Annotated in this window: 15 protein-coding genes and 1 tRNA gene; 9 read left to right on the top strand and 7 right to left on the bottom strand. The window is 61.6% G+C overall.

Annotation, left to right across the window (positions count from 1 at the left end):
- Position 1: 1 nt before the first annotated feature.
- A complete protein-coding gene (locus tag PMM47T1_RS08985) occupies positions 2 to 775 on the bottom strand; it encodes an ABC transporter ATP-binding protein (RefSeq protein ID WP_008367862.1) in 774 nt (257 codons plus the stop codon).
- A gap of 595 nt (positions 776 to 1,370) precedes the next feature.
- Between PMM47T1_RS08985 and gabP the strand changes: the two genes are divergently transcribed.
- Together gabP and PMM47T1_RS08995 are read left to right on the top strand one after the other, a co-directional pair.
- The gene (gene gabP, locus PMM47T1_RS08990; RefSeq protein WP_008367864.1) at positions 1,371 to 2,765 is read left to right on the top strand and encodes a GABA permease; all 1,395 of its coding nucleotides are present in this window, start codon (positions 1,371 to 1,373) and stop codon (positions 2,763 to 2,765) included.
- Positions 2,766 to 2,980: 215 nt separating this feature from the next.
- Positions 2,981 to 3,454 (top strand): WbuC family cupin fold metalloprotein, encoded by a 474-nt coding sequence (locus PMM47T1_RS08995; protein ID WP_008367866.1) that lies wholly within the window; start codon positions 2,981 to 2,983, stop codon positions 3,452 to 3,454.
- A 116-nt stretch (positions 3,455 to 3,570) separates the two neighbouring features.
- Here PMM47T1_RS08995 and PMM47T1_RS09000 read toward each other — a convergent pair whose 3' ends face one another.
- The 6 genes from PMM47T1_RS09000 to PMM47T1_RS09025 all read right to left on the bottom strand — a co-directional run bounded on the left by PMM47T1_RS09000 (position 3,571) and on the right by PMM47T1_RS09025 (position 8,997).
- Complete coding sequence (locus PMM47T1_RS09000; protein ID WP_008367867.1) at positions 3,571 to 3,999, bottom strand: hypothetical protein; 429 nt, start codon at positions 3,997 to 3,999, stop codon at positions 3,571 to 3,573.
- Between the two features lie 68 nt (positions 4,000 to 4,067).
- Complete coding sequence (locus tag PMM47T1_RS09005; RefSeq protein WP_008367869.1) at positions 4,068 to 4,889, bottom strand: acyltransferase; 822 nt, start codon at positions 4,887 to 4,889, stop codon at positions 4,068 to 4,070.
- Between the two features lie 373 nt (positions 4,890 to 5,262).
- A tRNA-Phe gene (locus PMM47T1_RS09010) sits at positions 5,263 to 5,338 on the bottom strand.
- A gap of 91 nt (positions 5,339 to 5,429) precedes the next feature.
- Positions 5,430 to 5,702 carry an oxidative damage protection protein gene (locus PMM47T1_RS09015; RefSeq protein WP_008367870.1) on the bottom strand — a complete coding sequence of 91 codons (273 nt, stop codon included), beginning with the start codon at positions 5,700 to 5,702 and terminating at the stop codon, positions 5,430 to 5,432.
- Complete coding sequence (mutY, locus tag PMM47T1_RS09020; RefSeq protein ID WP_008367871.1) at positions 5,699 to 6,766, bottom strand: A/G-specific adenine glycosylase; 1,068 nt, start codon at positions 6,764 to 6,766, stop codon at positions 5,699 to 5,701. Before mutY ends, PMM47T1_RS09015 begins: the two co-directional genes overlap by 4 nt.
- Positions 6,763 to 8,997 (bottom strand): AsmA family protein, encoded by a 2,235-nt coding sequence (locus PMM47T1_RS09025; RefSeq protein WP_008367873.1) that lies wholly within the window; start codon positions 8,995 to 8,997, stop codon positions 6,763 to 6,765. Before PMM47T1_RS09025 ends, mutY begins: the two co-directional genes overlap by 4 nt.
- A 325-nt stretch (positions 8,998 to 9,322) precedes the next feature.
- Between PMM47T1_RS09025 and PMM47T1_RS09030 the strand changes: the two genes are divergently transcribed.
- The 7 genes from PMM47T1_RS09030 (at position 9,323) to PMM47T1_RS09060 (ending at position 15,275) form a co-directional block, all read left to right on the top strand.
- On the top strand, positions 9,323 to 10,987 hold the full coding sequence (locus tag PMM47T1_RS09030; protein ID WP_008367875.1) for an OFA family MFS transporter: 1,665 nt from the start codon (positions 9,323 to 9,325) through the stop codon (positions 10,985 to 10,987).
- A 214-nt stretch (positions 10,988 to 11,201) separates the two neighbouring features.
- Positions 11,202 to 11,795 carry an imidazoleglycerol-phosphate dehydratase HisB gene (gene hisB, locus PMM47T1_RS09035; RefSeq protein WP_008367877.1) on the top strand — a complete coding sequence of 198 codons (594 nt, stop codon included), beginning with the start codon at positions 11,202 to 11,204 and terminating at the stop codon, positions 11,793 to 11,795.
- Entirely contained in the window at positions 11,795 to 12,433 is a 639-nt protein-coding gene (gene hisH / locus PMM47T1_RS09040) for an imidazole glycerol phosphate synthase subunit HisH (protein WP_008367878.1), read from the top strand. Before hisB ends, hisH begins: the two co-directional genes overlap by 1 nt.
- Positions 12,433 to 12,690: a DUF2164 domain-containing protein gene (locus PMM47T1_RS09045; protein WP_008367880.1), complete on the top strand. Its 258-nt coding sequence runs from the start codon at positions 12,433 to 12,435 to the stop codon at positions 12,688 to 12,690. The genes hisH and PMM47T1_RS09045 overlap by 1 nt, the downstream gene beginning before the upstream one ends.
- Before the next feature lie 102 nt (positions 12,691 to 12,792).
- A complete protein-coding gene (gene hisA / locus PMM47T1_RS09050) occupies positions 12,793 to 13,533 on the top strand; it encodes a 1-(5-phosphoribosyl)-5-[(5-phosphoribosylamino)methylideneamino]imidazole-4-carboxamide isomerase (RefSeq protein ID WP_008367882.1) in 741 nt (246 codons plus the stop codon).
- 106 nt (positions 13,534 to 13,639) lie between these two features.
- On the top strand, positions 13,640 to 14,410 hold the full coding sequence (gene hisF / locus PMM47T1_RS09055; RefSeq protein WP_008367884.1) for an imidazole glycerol phosphate synthase subunit HisF: 771 nt from the start codon (positions 13,640 to 13,642) through the stop codon (positions 14,408 to 14,410).
- Between the two features lie 109 nt (positions 14,411 to 14,519).
- Positions 14,520 to 15,275: a substrate-binding periplasmic protein gene (locus PMM47T1_RS09060; protein ID WP_008367886.1), complete on the top strand. Its 756-nt coding sequence runs from the start codon at positions 14,520 to 14,522 to the stop codon at positions 15,273 to 15,275.
- Positions 15,276 to 15,320 lie beyond the last annotated feature (45 nt).

Raw genomic sequence — 15,320 nt, forward strand, 5'->3', positions numbered from 1 at the left:
GTTAACGGTTGCTGGACATGAATTGTTTGCATCGTGCCGACACCGGGTTGTCGAATACTTGATCCGGTGTGCCATGTTCTTCCACCAGGCCCTGGTGCAGGAACACCACTTCGCTGGACACCTGGCGGGCAAAGCCCATCTCGTGGGTCACCAGCAGCATGGTGCGGCCTTCTTCGGCCAGGTTGCGAATGACGCTCAGTACTTCCTGGACCATTTCCGGGTCCAGCGCCGAGGTGGGCTCGTCGAACAGGATTACTTTAGGCTGCATCGCCAGGGTGCGCGCGATGGCGGCGCGTTGTTGCTGGCCGCCCGACAGTTGATTGGGGTACACGTGGCGCTTGTCGGCAATGCCGACCTTGGCCAGCAGCGCTTCGGCCACCTCGATGGCCTCGGCCTTGCTCTGGCCCAGCACGCGGCGCGGCGCCTCGATGATGTTGTCGAGCACGGTCATGTGCGGCCAGAGGTTGAAGTTCTGGAACACGAAACCGATTTCGCTGCGCATGCGGTTGATCTGCCGGCCGTCGGCGGCCACCCGTTCGCCGTTGCGCGCGGCCTTGAGCTTCAACTCCTCGCCAGCCACGAAAATCTGCCCTTCGTGGGGGTTTTCCAGCAGGTTGGTGCAGCGCAGCAGCGTCGACTTGCCCGAGCCGGACGAGCCCAGTATCGAGATCACGGCGCCTTCCCGGGCGCTCAGCGAAACGCCCTTGAGCACCTCAAGCTGCCCGTAACGTTTGTGCAGGTTGCGGATTTCCAGCGCGGGCGTGGCCTGGGCCATGTGCGGTCCTCATCTATACGGTTGCGTTCCCGCCCTGAAGCGGTGCGCCAAACTAGCATGGCGCCGCCGATATGGCAGGGGGTATGGGCGCGGGGTGTCGCCTGGCTGTAGCAGCATGTCGCCAGCCAGCCGGTGCGGGGCCCCGCGCGCAAGCGGGTGCGCGTGAAAAAAGGCGCGATGGTGCCAGTTTTGGCGGGCAATGGAAAGTAAACGTTGATTAAACCGACCGATGTGCAGTGTGCCCAGTCACGTCCTTTGGTTGCACGTTTTTGTCGCTAAACCGCGTGCCAGGTTGCACCTCTGGTTGCACTTAAATTGTGCATTGGTGTTACCGAAGTGAGTTTTTGGTGCGACATTTCGTCCTGTTATTGTGTAGGGCGGTAACCCTTGGTTACAGGTGTACGGAAATTTCATGTCGATCAAGGGCTTGACCAACAAGGCTCAAAAGGCCGTCCTAGCGCATTGGCATCAGTCGTGAAGGATTTTGGCGCAATATTTGCGTAAAAAATCCGCAACGGCATGTTGCATTCCCACAACATGGGTAGGTGTAACGCCAAATGCTGGACCGAACGCTATTCTCTGCATAGGTAGTTTTATGAGCAGTAAGCACAATCACAACGACCTCGGGTCGGGGCTTAAACAGCGTCATGTAACCATGCTGTCCATTGCTGGTGTCATCGGCGCTGGCTTGTTCGTGGGTTCCGGCCATGCCATTGCCGAAGCAGGCCCAGCCGTGCTGCTGGCCTACGCCGCTGCGGGTACGCTGGTGGTACTGGTGATGCGCATGCTGGCCGAAATGGCCATCGCGCAACCAGACACTGGCTCGTTCTCCACCTACGCCGACCGTGCCATCGGTCACTGGGCCGGTTTCACCATCGGCTGGCTGTACTGGTGGTTCTGGGTACTGGTCATTCCACTGGAAGCCAACGCCGCCGCAGGCATCCTGCATGCCTGGTTCCCGGACATCGCCGTGTGGGTGTTCACCCTGGTGATTACCCTGGTACTGACTGGCACCAACCTGCTCAACGTGAAGAACTACGGTGAATTCGAGTTCTGGTTCGCGCTGATCAAGGTCATTGCCATCATCGGCTTCATCATCCTGGGCGCGGCCGCCATCTTCGGCCTGGTGCCGGGCAGTCAGGTCAGCGGTGTCAGCCATATCGTCGACACCCAGGGCTTCATGCCCAACGGCCTGGGCGCGGTGGTTGCGGCCATGCTCACCACCATGTTCTCGTTCATGGGTACCGAGATCGTCACCATCGCCGCTGCCGAATCCAAGGATCCGGGCAAGCAGATCACCAAGGCCACCAATTCGGTAATCTGGCGTATCTTCCTGTTCTACCTCGTGTCGATCTTCATCGTCGTGGCCCTGGTGCCATGGAACGATGGCAGCCTGCCGGCCATGGGTTCCTACCAGACCGTGCTGAACCTGATTGGCGTACCTAACGCCAAGATGATCGTTGACGTGGTGGTTCTGGTTGCCGTGACCAGCTGCCTGAACTCGGCGCTGTACACCTCCTCGCGCATGCTCTACTCCCTGAGCAAGCGTGGCGACGCACCGAAAATGGCCCAGCGCACCAGCCAGGGCGGCACCCCGTACTGGGCCGTGCTGCTGTCCACCGCTGCTGCTTTCCTGGCGGTGTTCGCCAACTACGTCGCGCCTTCGCAAGTGTTCGACTTCCTGCTGGCCAGCTCCGGCGCCATCGCGCTGCTGGTGTACTTGGTGATCGCCGTATCGCAATTGCGCATGCGCAAGCAGCGTGAGCAGAAGGGCGAGAAGATCGAGTTCAAGATGTGGGCTTTCCCGGTGCTGACCTGGCTGGTGATTGCTTTCATCGTCGCGGTACTGACCGTCATGGCCATCCGCGCTGACCATCGCATCGAGATCCTGGCCACTGGCCTGTTGACCATTGCTGTGGTTGCCGCCGGCTTGCTGGTTGACCGTCGTCGCAAGTCGCTGCCGCAAGGCCAGGCTGCCTACGGCAAGTGATCTGTTGCGCCTGCTGTGGGGGCGGGTTCTACCCGCGAAGGGCGCGCCGCGTAGTTTCTTGACGTTCGCAGTGTTCTTTTCGCGGGCCTAGCCCGCTCCCACCATTTAAAGGCCGCTGTCGGCGATGACAGCGGCTTTTTTGTGGGCGTCGTTCAGGAGAATTTCACGCGGGCGCAGGCATACTCGGTGCTTTCAATCCGAACCGTGCCAGTCAGATGAAACAGATCACCACCACGCTCCTCGACGAACTCACTGCCCGCGCGCAGCAGGCCCCACGCCTGCGCGCCCACCACAATATGCACCCTGAGCTGTCCGACCCCACTCAGCGCCTGGCCGTGGCCATGGAGCCGGGTACCTACGTGCGCGCCCATCGTCACCCGCATACCTTTGAAATGCTCCATTCGCTGCGTGGGCGCTTTGTGGTGCTGCATTTCAATCAGGCGGGCGAGGTGATCGATCGCGTGGTGCTGGGTGATGAGGTGAAGATGGTCGAGACCCCGGCCGGCGTGTGGCACGCGGTGTTGTCGCTGGAGGAGGGGGCGGTGATCTTTGAAGTGAAGGATGGCGTGTATACGCCGATTCCGGAGGAGGACTACATGCCTTGGACCGTGGCCGAAGGCGAGCAGGGTATGGAGGCGATCATTGCCTGGTATGCCGTGGCGCAGATCGGTGACCGCTTCCCCGGTTAGCCGGATCTGCTTTTGTGGGGGCGGGCGCTGCGGGTGTCCCGTTGCAGCGCGGTGCTCTTTTCGCGGGCAGAGCCCGCTCCCACAAAAGGCAGTTGCCCCACAATGAATGGGGTGGCTCAGGCCGCCTGCGGCTGAATCTGCAGGTTGCCGTCGATGTCCTTGACCAGGCCGCTGGCCAGGAACAGCGGCACCAGGCGCTTGTGCAACTCAGGCTCGACGAAGCCCTTGATGGCCGTAACGTCGAGCATAGCGCCATTGCCCAGTTCGGCCTTGGTGTACGACAACCAGGCCTTCTTCAAGGCCAGCAGCACGTCGCTGCCGGCCGTGAGGGCGAAGCGGCGGTTCAGTACCTGGCCTTCGAGCTGGAAGGTGTGCTGGAAGTCGTAGCCGCTTTCGTCGCCATGGCTGTTCACGCAGCGCACGCAGGTGCAGGCACCGTCACCGAAGGCGGTGCGCAGGTAGCTGTTGAATTCAGTGACAGGCTTGAGCGACAGACGCTTGTCGACTTCGAACAGGTCCCCGGTCATTTTTTCCTGTGTGCTCATGGTCGATTCCTCGGCGGTCAGTTTTACAGCGCTGCACCTTACCAGCCCGGGGAAGGGAGTGCTTCCAATTAGTGAAGCAGGGTGAACAGGCCCTTACCGCCCACCTTGTAGCTCAGTGCGTAGGGGCGCTCACCCATGGGCTTGGCGCCGCTGCCGCCCACAATCTTGTAGGGGGCGATGTTCTTGGCTACCAGGGTGTTGGCGGTGACCACGGCGCCGCGGCCGATGCGCGTGCTGTGGCCGATCAGGGCGCGGGTGGCGATCCAGGCGTAGTCCTCGATGTAGATAGGCCCCGACACCGACCAGAACTCGGGCGCGGCCAGGTCATGGGTGCCGGCGATAATCAGCACATGGGAGGCAATGGCCACGTGGTCGCCGATGATCAGGCCGGCGCGCGCGTCAATCTGGCAATGCCAGGCAATCACGCTGTCCACGCCAATCACCAGGTTCTCGATGCCCAGCACTTCGGTATTGCGCCAGATGGTCGAGTTTTTGCCTATCTTCGCCCCGCCCAGGCGCAGCCAGGCCAGGCGCACATGGTGGCTGGGTATCTTGTTGATGAGAATGTTGTAGGTCTGCTCCCAGGCCCTGAGCCAGCGGTCTTTGAGGGTGGTCCAGTTTTTCCCGAACCGGGGTACCAGCCGGGTAGGGATGTCCTGCCGCAGGCGGTGGTACAGCGCCCTGGCCAGCGGGTTCTGGATGATCGCTTCGATGTCCACCGAGCAGATGCTGTAGCGCGCATGCTCACCTTCGCCTTCGGCGAAGAACACGTTGTGGGTAACGCCCCAGGCGTAGGCTGCGTTCAACTCTTCGGGGTTGACCTGCAGTTCCTTGGCCAAAGCGGGAAGGCGTTCGGGGAGGTCCAGCGAGTGGAAGATGCGATGCTTCATGCTTGGCTATCCTTGGGCACCCAGAGGCGCGAAATTAAAGAGCAGAGACGGGCCTGCCTCATGATCAGACGTCCATGAACAGCCAAGGCAGCGTAGTAGTCGCACACGTGGAACTGAGCCAATCTTAGAGCAGACAAGGCCGCGACGCTGCAGCACTTATCACCCAGTAGCCACCATTGATCGCCTGAAGGAAGGTCGGATTTTTGGCGCCATAAACCGGACAGAAAATAGGGTTATTACTGAAGCTAAATGTAACGGCTGGCCAATTGGAATTGCAAGGGGTAAGGGGTAAATCGCAGGCAACAAAAAACCCGCACTAGGCGGGTTTTTTGGAAGCTTTCAGGTGACGCATGCACCACCTGAAAACGGAAGGTGGTGCCCAGAGACGGAATCGAACCGCCGACACGGGGATTTTCAATCCCCTGCTCTACCGACTGAGCTATCTGGGCAACGGGGCGCATTAAAAGGCTTTTTCGACTTTGCGTCAAGCAAGATCGCAAAAAATTTTTAATTAATTCCTTCGGTTACGTTTTCCAGTGGTCATTCGCTGGGTGGCACGTAGCCTTCGGCCTGGGCGTAGTCTTCGCCGCTGAAGAACTTGTCCATTTCGCCCTGCAGGTATTTGCGGTCTTCGGCGTTCATCATGTTCAGGCGCTTTTCGTTGATCAGCAGCGTCTGGTGTTTCTGCCAGTCAGCCCAGGCCTTCTGCGAAACGTGTTCGAAGATGTCCTGGCCCTTGGCACCCGGGTACGGAGGGCGCTCAAGGCCTGGCAGTTCTTCTTTGTACTTGCGGCACATCACGGTGCGGGTCATGACAATTCTCCTGCATTCAAGGCATCGGCCGCGCGTTCAAGCAGCTTTTTCACCGGGGCGGCAAGGCCCAGGCGCGGCGGGGTGGCGAGGTTATACCAGAGCCAGTCGGCCTCGGCCACGTGGTGGGCCGACTCCTGCACCGGCACCAGCCAAGGCGCGATGGCCAATTGGAAGTGGCTGAAGGTGTGGGTGAGCGGCTCCAGCGCACGCGGTGCGTCCATGGCCAGGGCGTGCTGGCTGGCCAGGTGCTCGATGTCGTTGTAGCTGTCGAGCTCGGGCAGGCTCCACAGGCCGCCCCACAAGCCGCTGGACGGGCGGCGGTAAAGCAGAATGGCGCCGTCACGATTGATCAGCAACGGCATCAGGGTGTGCTTGAGCGGCACGGCCTTTTTCGGCTTGGGCACCGGGTAGCGAATTTCCAGGCCCAGCATGTGCGCCTGGCAGCCTGCTTCCAGCGGGCACAACAGGCAGCTGGGTTTGGTGCGGGTGCACAGGGTGGCGCCTAGGTCCATCATGGCCTGGGTGTAGTTGTTCACCCGTGCGTGGGGCGTGTAGCGCTCGGCGTTGGCCCACAGCTGTTTCGCCACCTTGGGCTCGCCCGGGTAGCCTTCCTGTGCGGTATAGCGGGCCAGCACGCGCTTGACGTTGCCGTCCAGGATAGGCGCGCGCAGGCCCATGCTGATGCTGGCGATGGCGCCGGCCGTGGACAGCCCGATGCCTGGCAACTGGGTCAGCTTCTCGACGTCACGGGGGAACTCGCCGCCGTACTGCTGCACCACGATCTTCGCGGCTTTGTGCAGGTTGCGGGCGCGGGTGTAGTAGCCAAGCCCGGTCCACAGGTGCAGCACTTCGTCTTCAGGTGCCTCGGCCAGGGCTTGGACCGTGGGCAGCGAGGCCATGAAGCGGTCGAAGTAGTTCAGCACGGTGCTGACCTGGGTTTGTTGCAACATGATCTCCGACACCCACACCCGGTAGGGGGTGATGCCCTGTTGCCAGGGCAGGTCGTGACGGCCGTTGCGGTCGAACCATTCCAGTACGGCGGTGGAAAATTGCTCTGGGTTCATCGTTTGAACAGACCTTTCAGCGTGTTTTTCAGCTCGGGGCTGACTTTGTCGCCGAATTTTTCTTCCAGTTTTTCGGTGATCCTGTCGCCGGCGACCTTGGCAGCTACCTTGCCCACACCTTCGCGGTCGATACGGCAGGCCTTGGCCCCCAGTTCGATCGGGCCGCGGCAGCGCAGTGGCCATTCAATGCCGGCGATGCGTTCGTTGACCTGGCAAGCCGGGTCGGGCATGTCGCTCTTGTCGCCTTCGATGACCACGCCCACGCGGTAGTCCATGCCTAGCACGCGCAAGTCGATGTCGCCGTTGGCGTTCACCACCAGGCCCGGAATACTGACTTTCAGGTCCGGGTTGCTGGCCACGCCATTGTGTATCGTCACGCTGCCTTTCAGCTCGCGGAAGGGGGTGTCCTTGCCGCGCGCGTCGCCGCTGAGCGTCTTGCGATTGAGGGTGGCGATGCCCTGGCACAGCTGCTGTTCCAGGTTGGCATTCACCAGCACGCCGTCGTTGAGGACAAAATTGGCGGGGCCGTTCAGGCTATCGATCAGCGCTTTCTGGCTGTTGCCGGTGCCGGTCAGGTTGCTGTTGAGGGTCATCAGCCCGCGCACCGGTGGTGGGTTGCCGTTCTTGCCCTTGATGAAGTGCTCAACCGGCACTTTGTTCAGTTGCGTCTGCAAGGCCACCAGCGGTTTGTCGGGGCGCACGTCGAGGGTGCCCTTGGTGCTGAAGGAGCCGTCGTACAGGCCGCCGGACAGGTTTTCCAGGGTAATCAGGCCGTTCTGGCCCTGGGCCTTGAGGCTGGCATTGTCGATGGGCCACTGGTTGAGCGTCAGTTGACCGAAGCTCAGGTCGGCCTGCAGGTCCAGTTTGCGCAGGCGCTCCACCGGCAGCAGGGTGTCGTTGCTCCACGCGCCCTGGGTAGGGGCATTGGGCAGTGGCGTGTCGCCCGCGCCACCGATTGCGGTGGCCTCGGTGGTTTTTACCTCGGCGTCACGCGCCGCGCCAGCGCTGGAGGCCTCGGCGCTCTTGGGTTTCATGTAGCGGTCAGCGTCGAACTTGTCGGCCTTGAGCTGCACGCGCAGGGCCTGCTTGGCGAAATCGGCAATGGCCAGGTTGCCGGCAAAGCTGCTGCCATCCAGTTTCATCGCCAGGTCGTTCAGCGCCAGGCTGTTGGGTGTGCCTTCCAGGCGTGCGACCATTTCGAACTGGCCCAGGCTGCCGTCAGCCATGACTGGCAGTGGCTGGTTGATGCTGTCCATGAAGGCGCGCAGGTCCATCTGGGCAATCGACAGGCCGCCGCTGAGCTTGGGCTCGGTGGCCAGGTCGCGGGCGTTCAGGTCGCCCAGCGCGCGCAGCTGGTTGATGGACAGCTTGAGGTTGCTCCAGTCGGCAACGTGGGCACCCATGTCGACGTTCAGGTTGCCCTGGGCCGAATAGGTCACGGTCTTGCCTTGCAGCGGGTCGCCGCCCATTTCACCCGACAGTTTCAGGTCGCTGAACTGGTAGCGCTTGAGGGCGCGCTCCATGCGCAGCTCGCCATTGAGCTCGGTACGCGCGCGCAGGTTGGGCTGGTTGGTGCCCAGAAACGCCGTGAGCTTGACCGCAATGTCGATGCCGTCGTGTACCGGGCCGGTGCTCAGCTGGATGCTTTCTGCGGTGAGCTCGCGGCCGCTCCTGGCATCGCTGAACTGCACGCGCGCGTTGTTCACGGTCAGGCTGTCGATGTCCAGCTTTACTGGGCGGTCGGCCTTGTCAGGCTTGCTTTGGGAAACCGGTGCAGGGTTGGCGATGTTGGGGTCTACCATGTCGCCAGGCGCAGGTGGCTTGGGCAGCGCCTTGCCAATGTCCTGCCAGTTGCCGTGGCCGTTTTCGTCGCGGGTAAGCGTCAGGTTAAGGCCTTCCACACGTACGTCGCTCATCTGCACTTCACGGCGCAGCAGCGGCAGCACACGCACCGACAGGCCCAGCATCTGCAGGTCGGCGAACGGCGTCTTGGGGTTCTGCAAGGTCGCGATGCTGGCGTCGTGCAACTCCAGGCCCAGCCACGGGAACAGGCTCCAGCCTATATCACCGTTAAGGGTCAGCTCGACGTGGGCCTTGTCGCGGGCCAGCTTGCGAATCTCGTCTTTGTAGTCGTTGGGATCGAAGAAGTGGGTCACGGCGAAACCGAGAGCCACAATGATCAGCAACAGCCCGAGAACACACAGCCCCAGGATTTTGCCGAACGCTTTCATGGGCGAGTCCTTGTAGTTTCGAATTCAAATTTAGCCCGCGAGTATAGCGCCCCAGGCCAGGTGGCAGGGCACTGTGTGGGGCTGGGGTGGGCGGCGATCCTTGTTTCGTGATGTTTCTAGCAGTTTCAAGGAAAAAGGAGATGGCTAAACGCCTTTACTGTAACCCTCGAGTGGTAACCTGCGCGCTGTCGATGAGCTGATAGGCGGCGTCAATGTCGTGAAAAGCAAGGTGGTGCCGATAAAACCACTGAAGGCCTGCGTGCATGAGGGTCGTGGCAACCACCAGGGCCATCGAGCGAAAAATATCCAAGGGGGAATTATAAAAATGAGCAGCACTATCACGTCCGGAGGGATCGCCAGCGAACGGCCGGCCTTCTTCTCCAAGGAACGCATCATCGCCAAGCCGGGCTTCAACCGCTGGCTGGTACCGCCGGCGGCGCTGGCCATCCACCTGTGCATCGGCATGGCCTATGGCTTTTCGGTGTTCTGGTTGCCTCTGTCGAAGGCCATCGGCATTTCCACGCCGGTGGCCTGTTCGGCTGACATGGGCTTGTTCACCCAGGTGTTTTCGTCCACCTGCGACTGGCCGATCTCCATGCTCGGCTGGATCTACACCCTGTTCTTCATCTTCCTGGGCTGCTCGGCGGCCATCTGGGGTGGCTGGCTGGAACACGCCGGGCCGCGCAAGGCCGGTACTGTATCGGCCCTGTGCTGGTGCGGTGGCCTGCTGATTTCGGCGCTGGGGGTGTATACCCACCAGATCGCGCTGATGTGGCTGGGCTCTGGCGTGATTGGCGGCATCGGCCTGGGGCTGGGGTATATTTCCCCGGTTTCGACGCTGATCAAGTGGTTCCCGGACAAGCGGGGCATGGCCACTGGCATGGCGATCATGGGCTTTGGTGGCGGCGCCATGGTGGGTGCACCGCTTGCCGCGGCGTTGATGAGCCATTTCGCCACGCCTGACAGCGTTGGCGTGTGGCAGAGCTTCGTGGCCATGGCGGCAATCTACTTTGTGTTCATGATGGGCGGAGCGCTGTCCTACCGCGTGCCGCCTACCGGCTGGAAGCCCGAGGGCTGGACCGCACCGGTGAAGAAGGCCAGCAATGCCATGATTACCCACCGCCATGTGCACGTCAGTGTTGCGTGGAAAACCCCGCAATTCGCCCTGGTGTGGCTGGTGCTGTGCCTGAACGTGTCGGCGGGTATCGGCATTCTCGGCATGGCTTCGCCGCTGTTGCAGGAAGTGTTTGGTGGCAAGCTGCTGGGTGTGGACCTGACCTTCAGCCAGCTCAACGCCGCGCAGCTGGCCCAGATTGGCGCCATTGCCGCCGGTTTCACTGGCCTGCTGAGCTTGTTCAACATTGGTGGGCGCTTCTTCTGGGCGTCGTGCTCGGACTACATCGGCCGTAAAAACACCTATTTCGTGTTTTTCGCGCTGGGCTTTGCCCTGTACGGCCTGGTGCCGAACCTGGGCCACATGGGCAACATCGCGCTGTTCGTGGCCGCGTTCTGCGTGGTGCTGTCCATGTACGGCGGCGGTTTCGCCACCGTCCCGGCGTACTTGGCCGACCTGTTCGGCACGCAGATGGTGGGTGCCATTCACGGTCGCCTGCTGACCGCCTGGGGGGCTGCCGGCGTGCTGGGCCCGGTACTGGTCAACTACCTGCGCGAGTATCAGTTGAGCATTGGCGTGGAGCGCGCCGCCGCCTACGACATTACCCTGTACATCCTCGCCGGCCTGCTGGTGCTGGGGTTCCTGTGCAATGCGCTGGTGCGCCCGGTGGCCGACAAGCACTTCATGACCGAACAGCAACTGGCCGCCGAACAGGCGCTGGGCCACGACAAGGGTGCCGACAGCCGCACCGTGCTTGAGTGGAAAGCGGCGCCGGGCACCAAGCCATTGGCCGTGCTGGCCTGGTTGGCGGTAGGCATTCCGCTGGCGTGGGGTGTGATCGTGACCTTGCAGAAAACCGCTGTCCTGTTCCACTGACAGTCAGCCTGCAAATCTGTGGTTTGCGTGGGGGCGGGCTGTGCCCGCGCAAAGGCCGCCGCGGTCTCTCAGAGACTTCGCGGTGTGGCCTTCGCGGGTAGAACCCGCTCCCACAACATCGATGAGCCCCTTATGTCAGCCTTTTGTTTCTGTTTGGCGCCCGTACGGCCTATAATGAACACCTTTTTCGCCCAATGATTTTGCGGAGCTGGTGATGGCCGAACGTAAGGCGTCCGTCGAGCGCAACACTCTGGAAACCCAGATCAAAGCCTCGATCAACCTGGATGGCACCGGAAAGGCCCGATTCGATATCGGGGTTCCCTTCCTTGAACACATGCTCGATCAGATCGCCCGTCACGGGTTGATCGACCTGGACATCGAGTGCAAGGGCGACCTGCATATCGACGATCACCATACCGTCGAAGACGTGGGTATTACGCTGGGCCAGGCGTTCAACCAGGCCATCGGCGACAAGAAGGGTATATTCCGCTACGGCCATGCCTATGTGCCGCTCGATGAAGCGCTGTCGCGCGTGGTCATCGACTTTTCCGGCCGCCCCGGCCTGCAGATGCACGTGCCCTACACCCGGGCCAGCGTAGGCGGCTTCGACGTGGACCTGTTCCAGGAATTTTTCCAGGGCTTCGTCAACCACGCCAACGTCACCCTGCACATCGACAATCTGCGTGGGCACAACACCCACCACCAGATCGAGACGGTGTTCAAGGCGTTCGGCCGCGCACTGCGCATGGCCATTACCCTGGACGAACGCATGGCCGGGCAGATGCCCTCCACCAAGGGTTGCCTCTGATGCAGACGGTAGCGGTTATCGACTACGGCATGGGCAACCTGCACTCGGTGGCCAAGGCCCTCGAACACGTGGGTGCCGGCAAGGTAATGATCACCAGCGACGCTGCGGTCATCCGCGAAGCCGACCGCGTGGTGTTTCCCGGTGTGGGCGCGATCCGCGACTGCATGGCCGAGATCAAGCGCCTGGGCTTCGACAGCCTGGTGCGTGAAGTCAGCCTGGACCGCCCCTTCCTGGGTATCTGCGTGGGCATGCAAGCCCTGCTGGACCACAGCGAAGAGAACGACGGCGTGGACTGCATTGGCGTGTTCCCCGGCAACGTGAAGTTCTTCGGCAAGGACCTGCACGAAGACGGCGCGCACCTGAAGGTGCCGCACATGGGCTGGAACGAGGTGACCCAATCGGTGGACCACCCGCTGTGGCACAACATTCCCAACCTGGCGCGCTTCTACTTTGTGCACAGCTACTACATTGCCGCCGCCAAGGCTGGCCAGGTAGTGGGCCGCGGCCACTATGGCGTTGATTTCGCCGCCGCGCTGGCCGAGGGCTCGCGCTTTGCCGTGCAGTTCCACCCCGAGAAGAGCCATACCCATGGCCTGCAATTGCTGCAGAACTTCGCGGCGTGGGACGGGCGCTGGTAATGAGCAAGAAGAAACCGCCGATCCTCACGCTCACCCCTGAGCAGGAAAGCCAGGCCACCACGAAGATCAAACGCTTCATGGAGGACCGCTTCGAGCTGGACCTGGGGTCGTTCGAGGCGGCGGAAATTCTTGAGCTGTTTACCCGTGAAATTGCTCCGCACTATTACAACAGGGCGATTTTCGATGTTCAGGCGCACCTCAAGGAGCGTTTCGAGAGCATTGAAAGCGACCTGTGGGCGCTCGAAAAGAGCAGCTGATCGCTACAAGCTTCAAGCTTCAAGCAAAAGCTGTGTATCGACGCGGAACCTCTTGCAGCTTGCAGCTACTGGCTTGCAGCTCTTTTTACGAAGGAAAAAGCGATGCTGATTATCCCTGCTATCGATCTTAAAGACGGTGCCTGCGTACGTCTGCGCCAGGGCCGCATGGAAGATTCCACGGTGTTCTCCGATGACCCGGTGAGCATGGCTGCCAAGTGGGTGGAGGGCGGCTGCCGCCGTCTGCATCTGGTCGACCTGAACGGCGCCTTCGAAGGCCAGCCGGTCAACGGCGAAGTGGTTACCGCCATCGCCAAGCGCTACCCGCACCTGCCGATCCAGATCGGCGGCGGCATTCGTTCGCTGGAAACCATCGAGCACTACGTGAAAGCGGGCGTCAGCTACGTGATCATCGGCACCAAGGCTGTGAAACAGCCAGAATTCGTGGCCGAAGCCTGCAAGGCATTCCCGGGCAAGGTCATTGTCGGCCTGGACGCCAAGGACGGTTTCGTCGCCACCGACGGCTGGGCTGAAGTGAGCAGCGTGCAGGTCATCGACCTGGCCAAGCGTTTCGAAGCCGACGGCGTCAGCGCCATCGTCTACACCGACATCGCCAAAGACGGCATGATGCAGGGCTGTAACGTGCCGTTCACCGCAGCCCTGGCTGCGGCCACCAAGATCCCCGTCATCGCCTCCGGTGGCATCCACAACCTGGGTGACATCAAGGCCCTGCTGGACGCCAAGGCACCTGGCATCATCGGCGCCATCACCGGCCGTGCCATCTACGAAGGCACCCTGGACGTGGCCGAAGCCCAGGCGTTCTGCGATGGCTACGTGGCTAGCTAAAAGCCGCAAGCTACAAGCTACAAGCTGCAAGTAACAGCAACCGCAATCCGCTTCAGCTTGCAGCTTCAAGCTTGCAGCTCAAAGCTCTTAATCGGAGATTAAGCCCATGGCGCTGGCCAAACGCATCATCCCTTGCCTGGACGTGGACAACGGCCGTGTGGTGAAGGGCGTGAAGTTCGAGAACATCCGCGACGCCGGTGACCCGGTGGAAATCGCCCGCCGTTACGACGAGCAGGGCGCGGACGAGATTACCTTCCTGGACATCACGGCCAGCGTCGACGGCCGTGATACCACGCTGCACACCGTCGAGCGCATGGCCAGCCAGGTGTTTATCCCGCTGACCGTGGGCGGTGGCGTGCGCACGGTGCAGGACATCCGCAACCTGCTCAATGCCGGTGCCGACAAGGTCTCTATCAACACCGCCGCGGTGTTCAACCCAGAGTTCGTGGGCGAGGCAGCGCAGCATTTCGGTTCGCAGTGCATCGTGGTGGCCATCGACGCCAAGAAGGTCTCAGGCCCGGGTGAAACCCCGCGCTGGGAAATCTTCACCCATGGCGGCCGCAAGCCCACGGGCCTGGACGCCGTTGAGTGGGCCATGAAGATGGAAGGCCTGGGTGCCGGTGAGATCCTGCTGACCAGCATGGACCAGGACGGCATGAAGAACGGCTTTGACCTGGGCGTCACCCGCGCCATCAGCGATGCCCTGGGCATCCCGGTCATTGCCTCGGGCGGCGTTGGCAACCTGCAGCACCTGGCTGACGGCGTGATCGAAGGCCACGCCAGCGCCGTGTTGGCCGCCAGCATTTTTCACTTCGGTGAATACACCGTGCCGGAAGCCAAGGCGTTCATGGCCAGGCAGGGTATCGTCGTTCGCTGAGCGTTATAAGCGTGTGGGAGCTGGCAAGGCAGCTCCCACATGTATTGCCAGTGATGGCGAATTGCCTTAGTGTTTCGTTCGACAGCCATGGATGTGGGGCTCGACTCTCATGAAGCGTTTTGCACTCGCCTGCCTGACCAGTGTTTGCCTGTCGTTTGCCCTCGGTGCCCATGCCGAGGTGCCAGCCGACTACTCCATGGTCTTGCTCACCGAAAACTTCCCGCCTTACAACATGGCCGCTGACGGCAAGAACTTCGCGCGTGAAGACAATATCCAGGGCATCGCCGCCGATGTGGTGCGCGAGATGTTCAAGCGTGCGGGTATCAGCTACAGCATGACCCTGCGTTTCCCCTGGGACCGTATCTACAAGCTGGCCATGCAGAACCCAGGTTACGGCGTGTTCGTCACGGCGCGCCTGCCCGAGCGCGAGCAGTCATTCAAGTGGGTTGGCCCTATTGGCCCGGATGACTGGATTTTGCTGGCGCGTGCCGACAGCAAGCTCAAGTTCGACAACCTGGCCCAGGCCCGTCGCCTGAAGATCGGCGCCTATAAGGGCGACGCCATCGCCGAAACCCTGACCCGCGAAGGCATGCACCCGGTGATCGCCCTGCGCGACCAGGACAACGCCGCCAAGCTGAAGAATGGTGAAATCGATGTGTGGGCCACCGGCGACCCGGCCGGCCGCTACCTGGCGCGCCAGGAAGGCGTGAACGGGCTCAAGACGGTGCTGCGCTTCAACAGCGCCGAACTGTACCTGGCGTTGAACAAGGACACGCCGGATGAGGTGGTGGAGCGCCTGCAGCAGGCCCTGAACCAGATGCGCGCCGACGGCCATATCGACGACATCATGGCTCGTTACCTCTGAAACGCCACCCATAGTTGCAATTGTGGGAGCGGGTTCTACCCGCGC

This window comes from Pseudomonas sp. M47T1, assembly GCF_000263855.1.
GTDB lineage: Bacteria > Pseudomonadota > Gammaproteobacteria > Pseudomonadales > Pseudomonadaceae > Aquipseudomonas.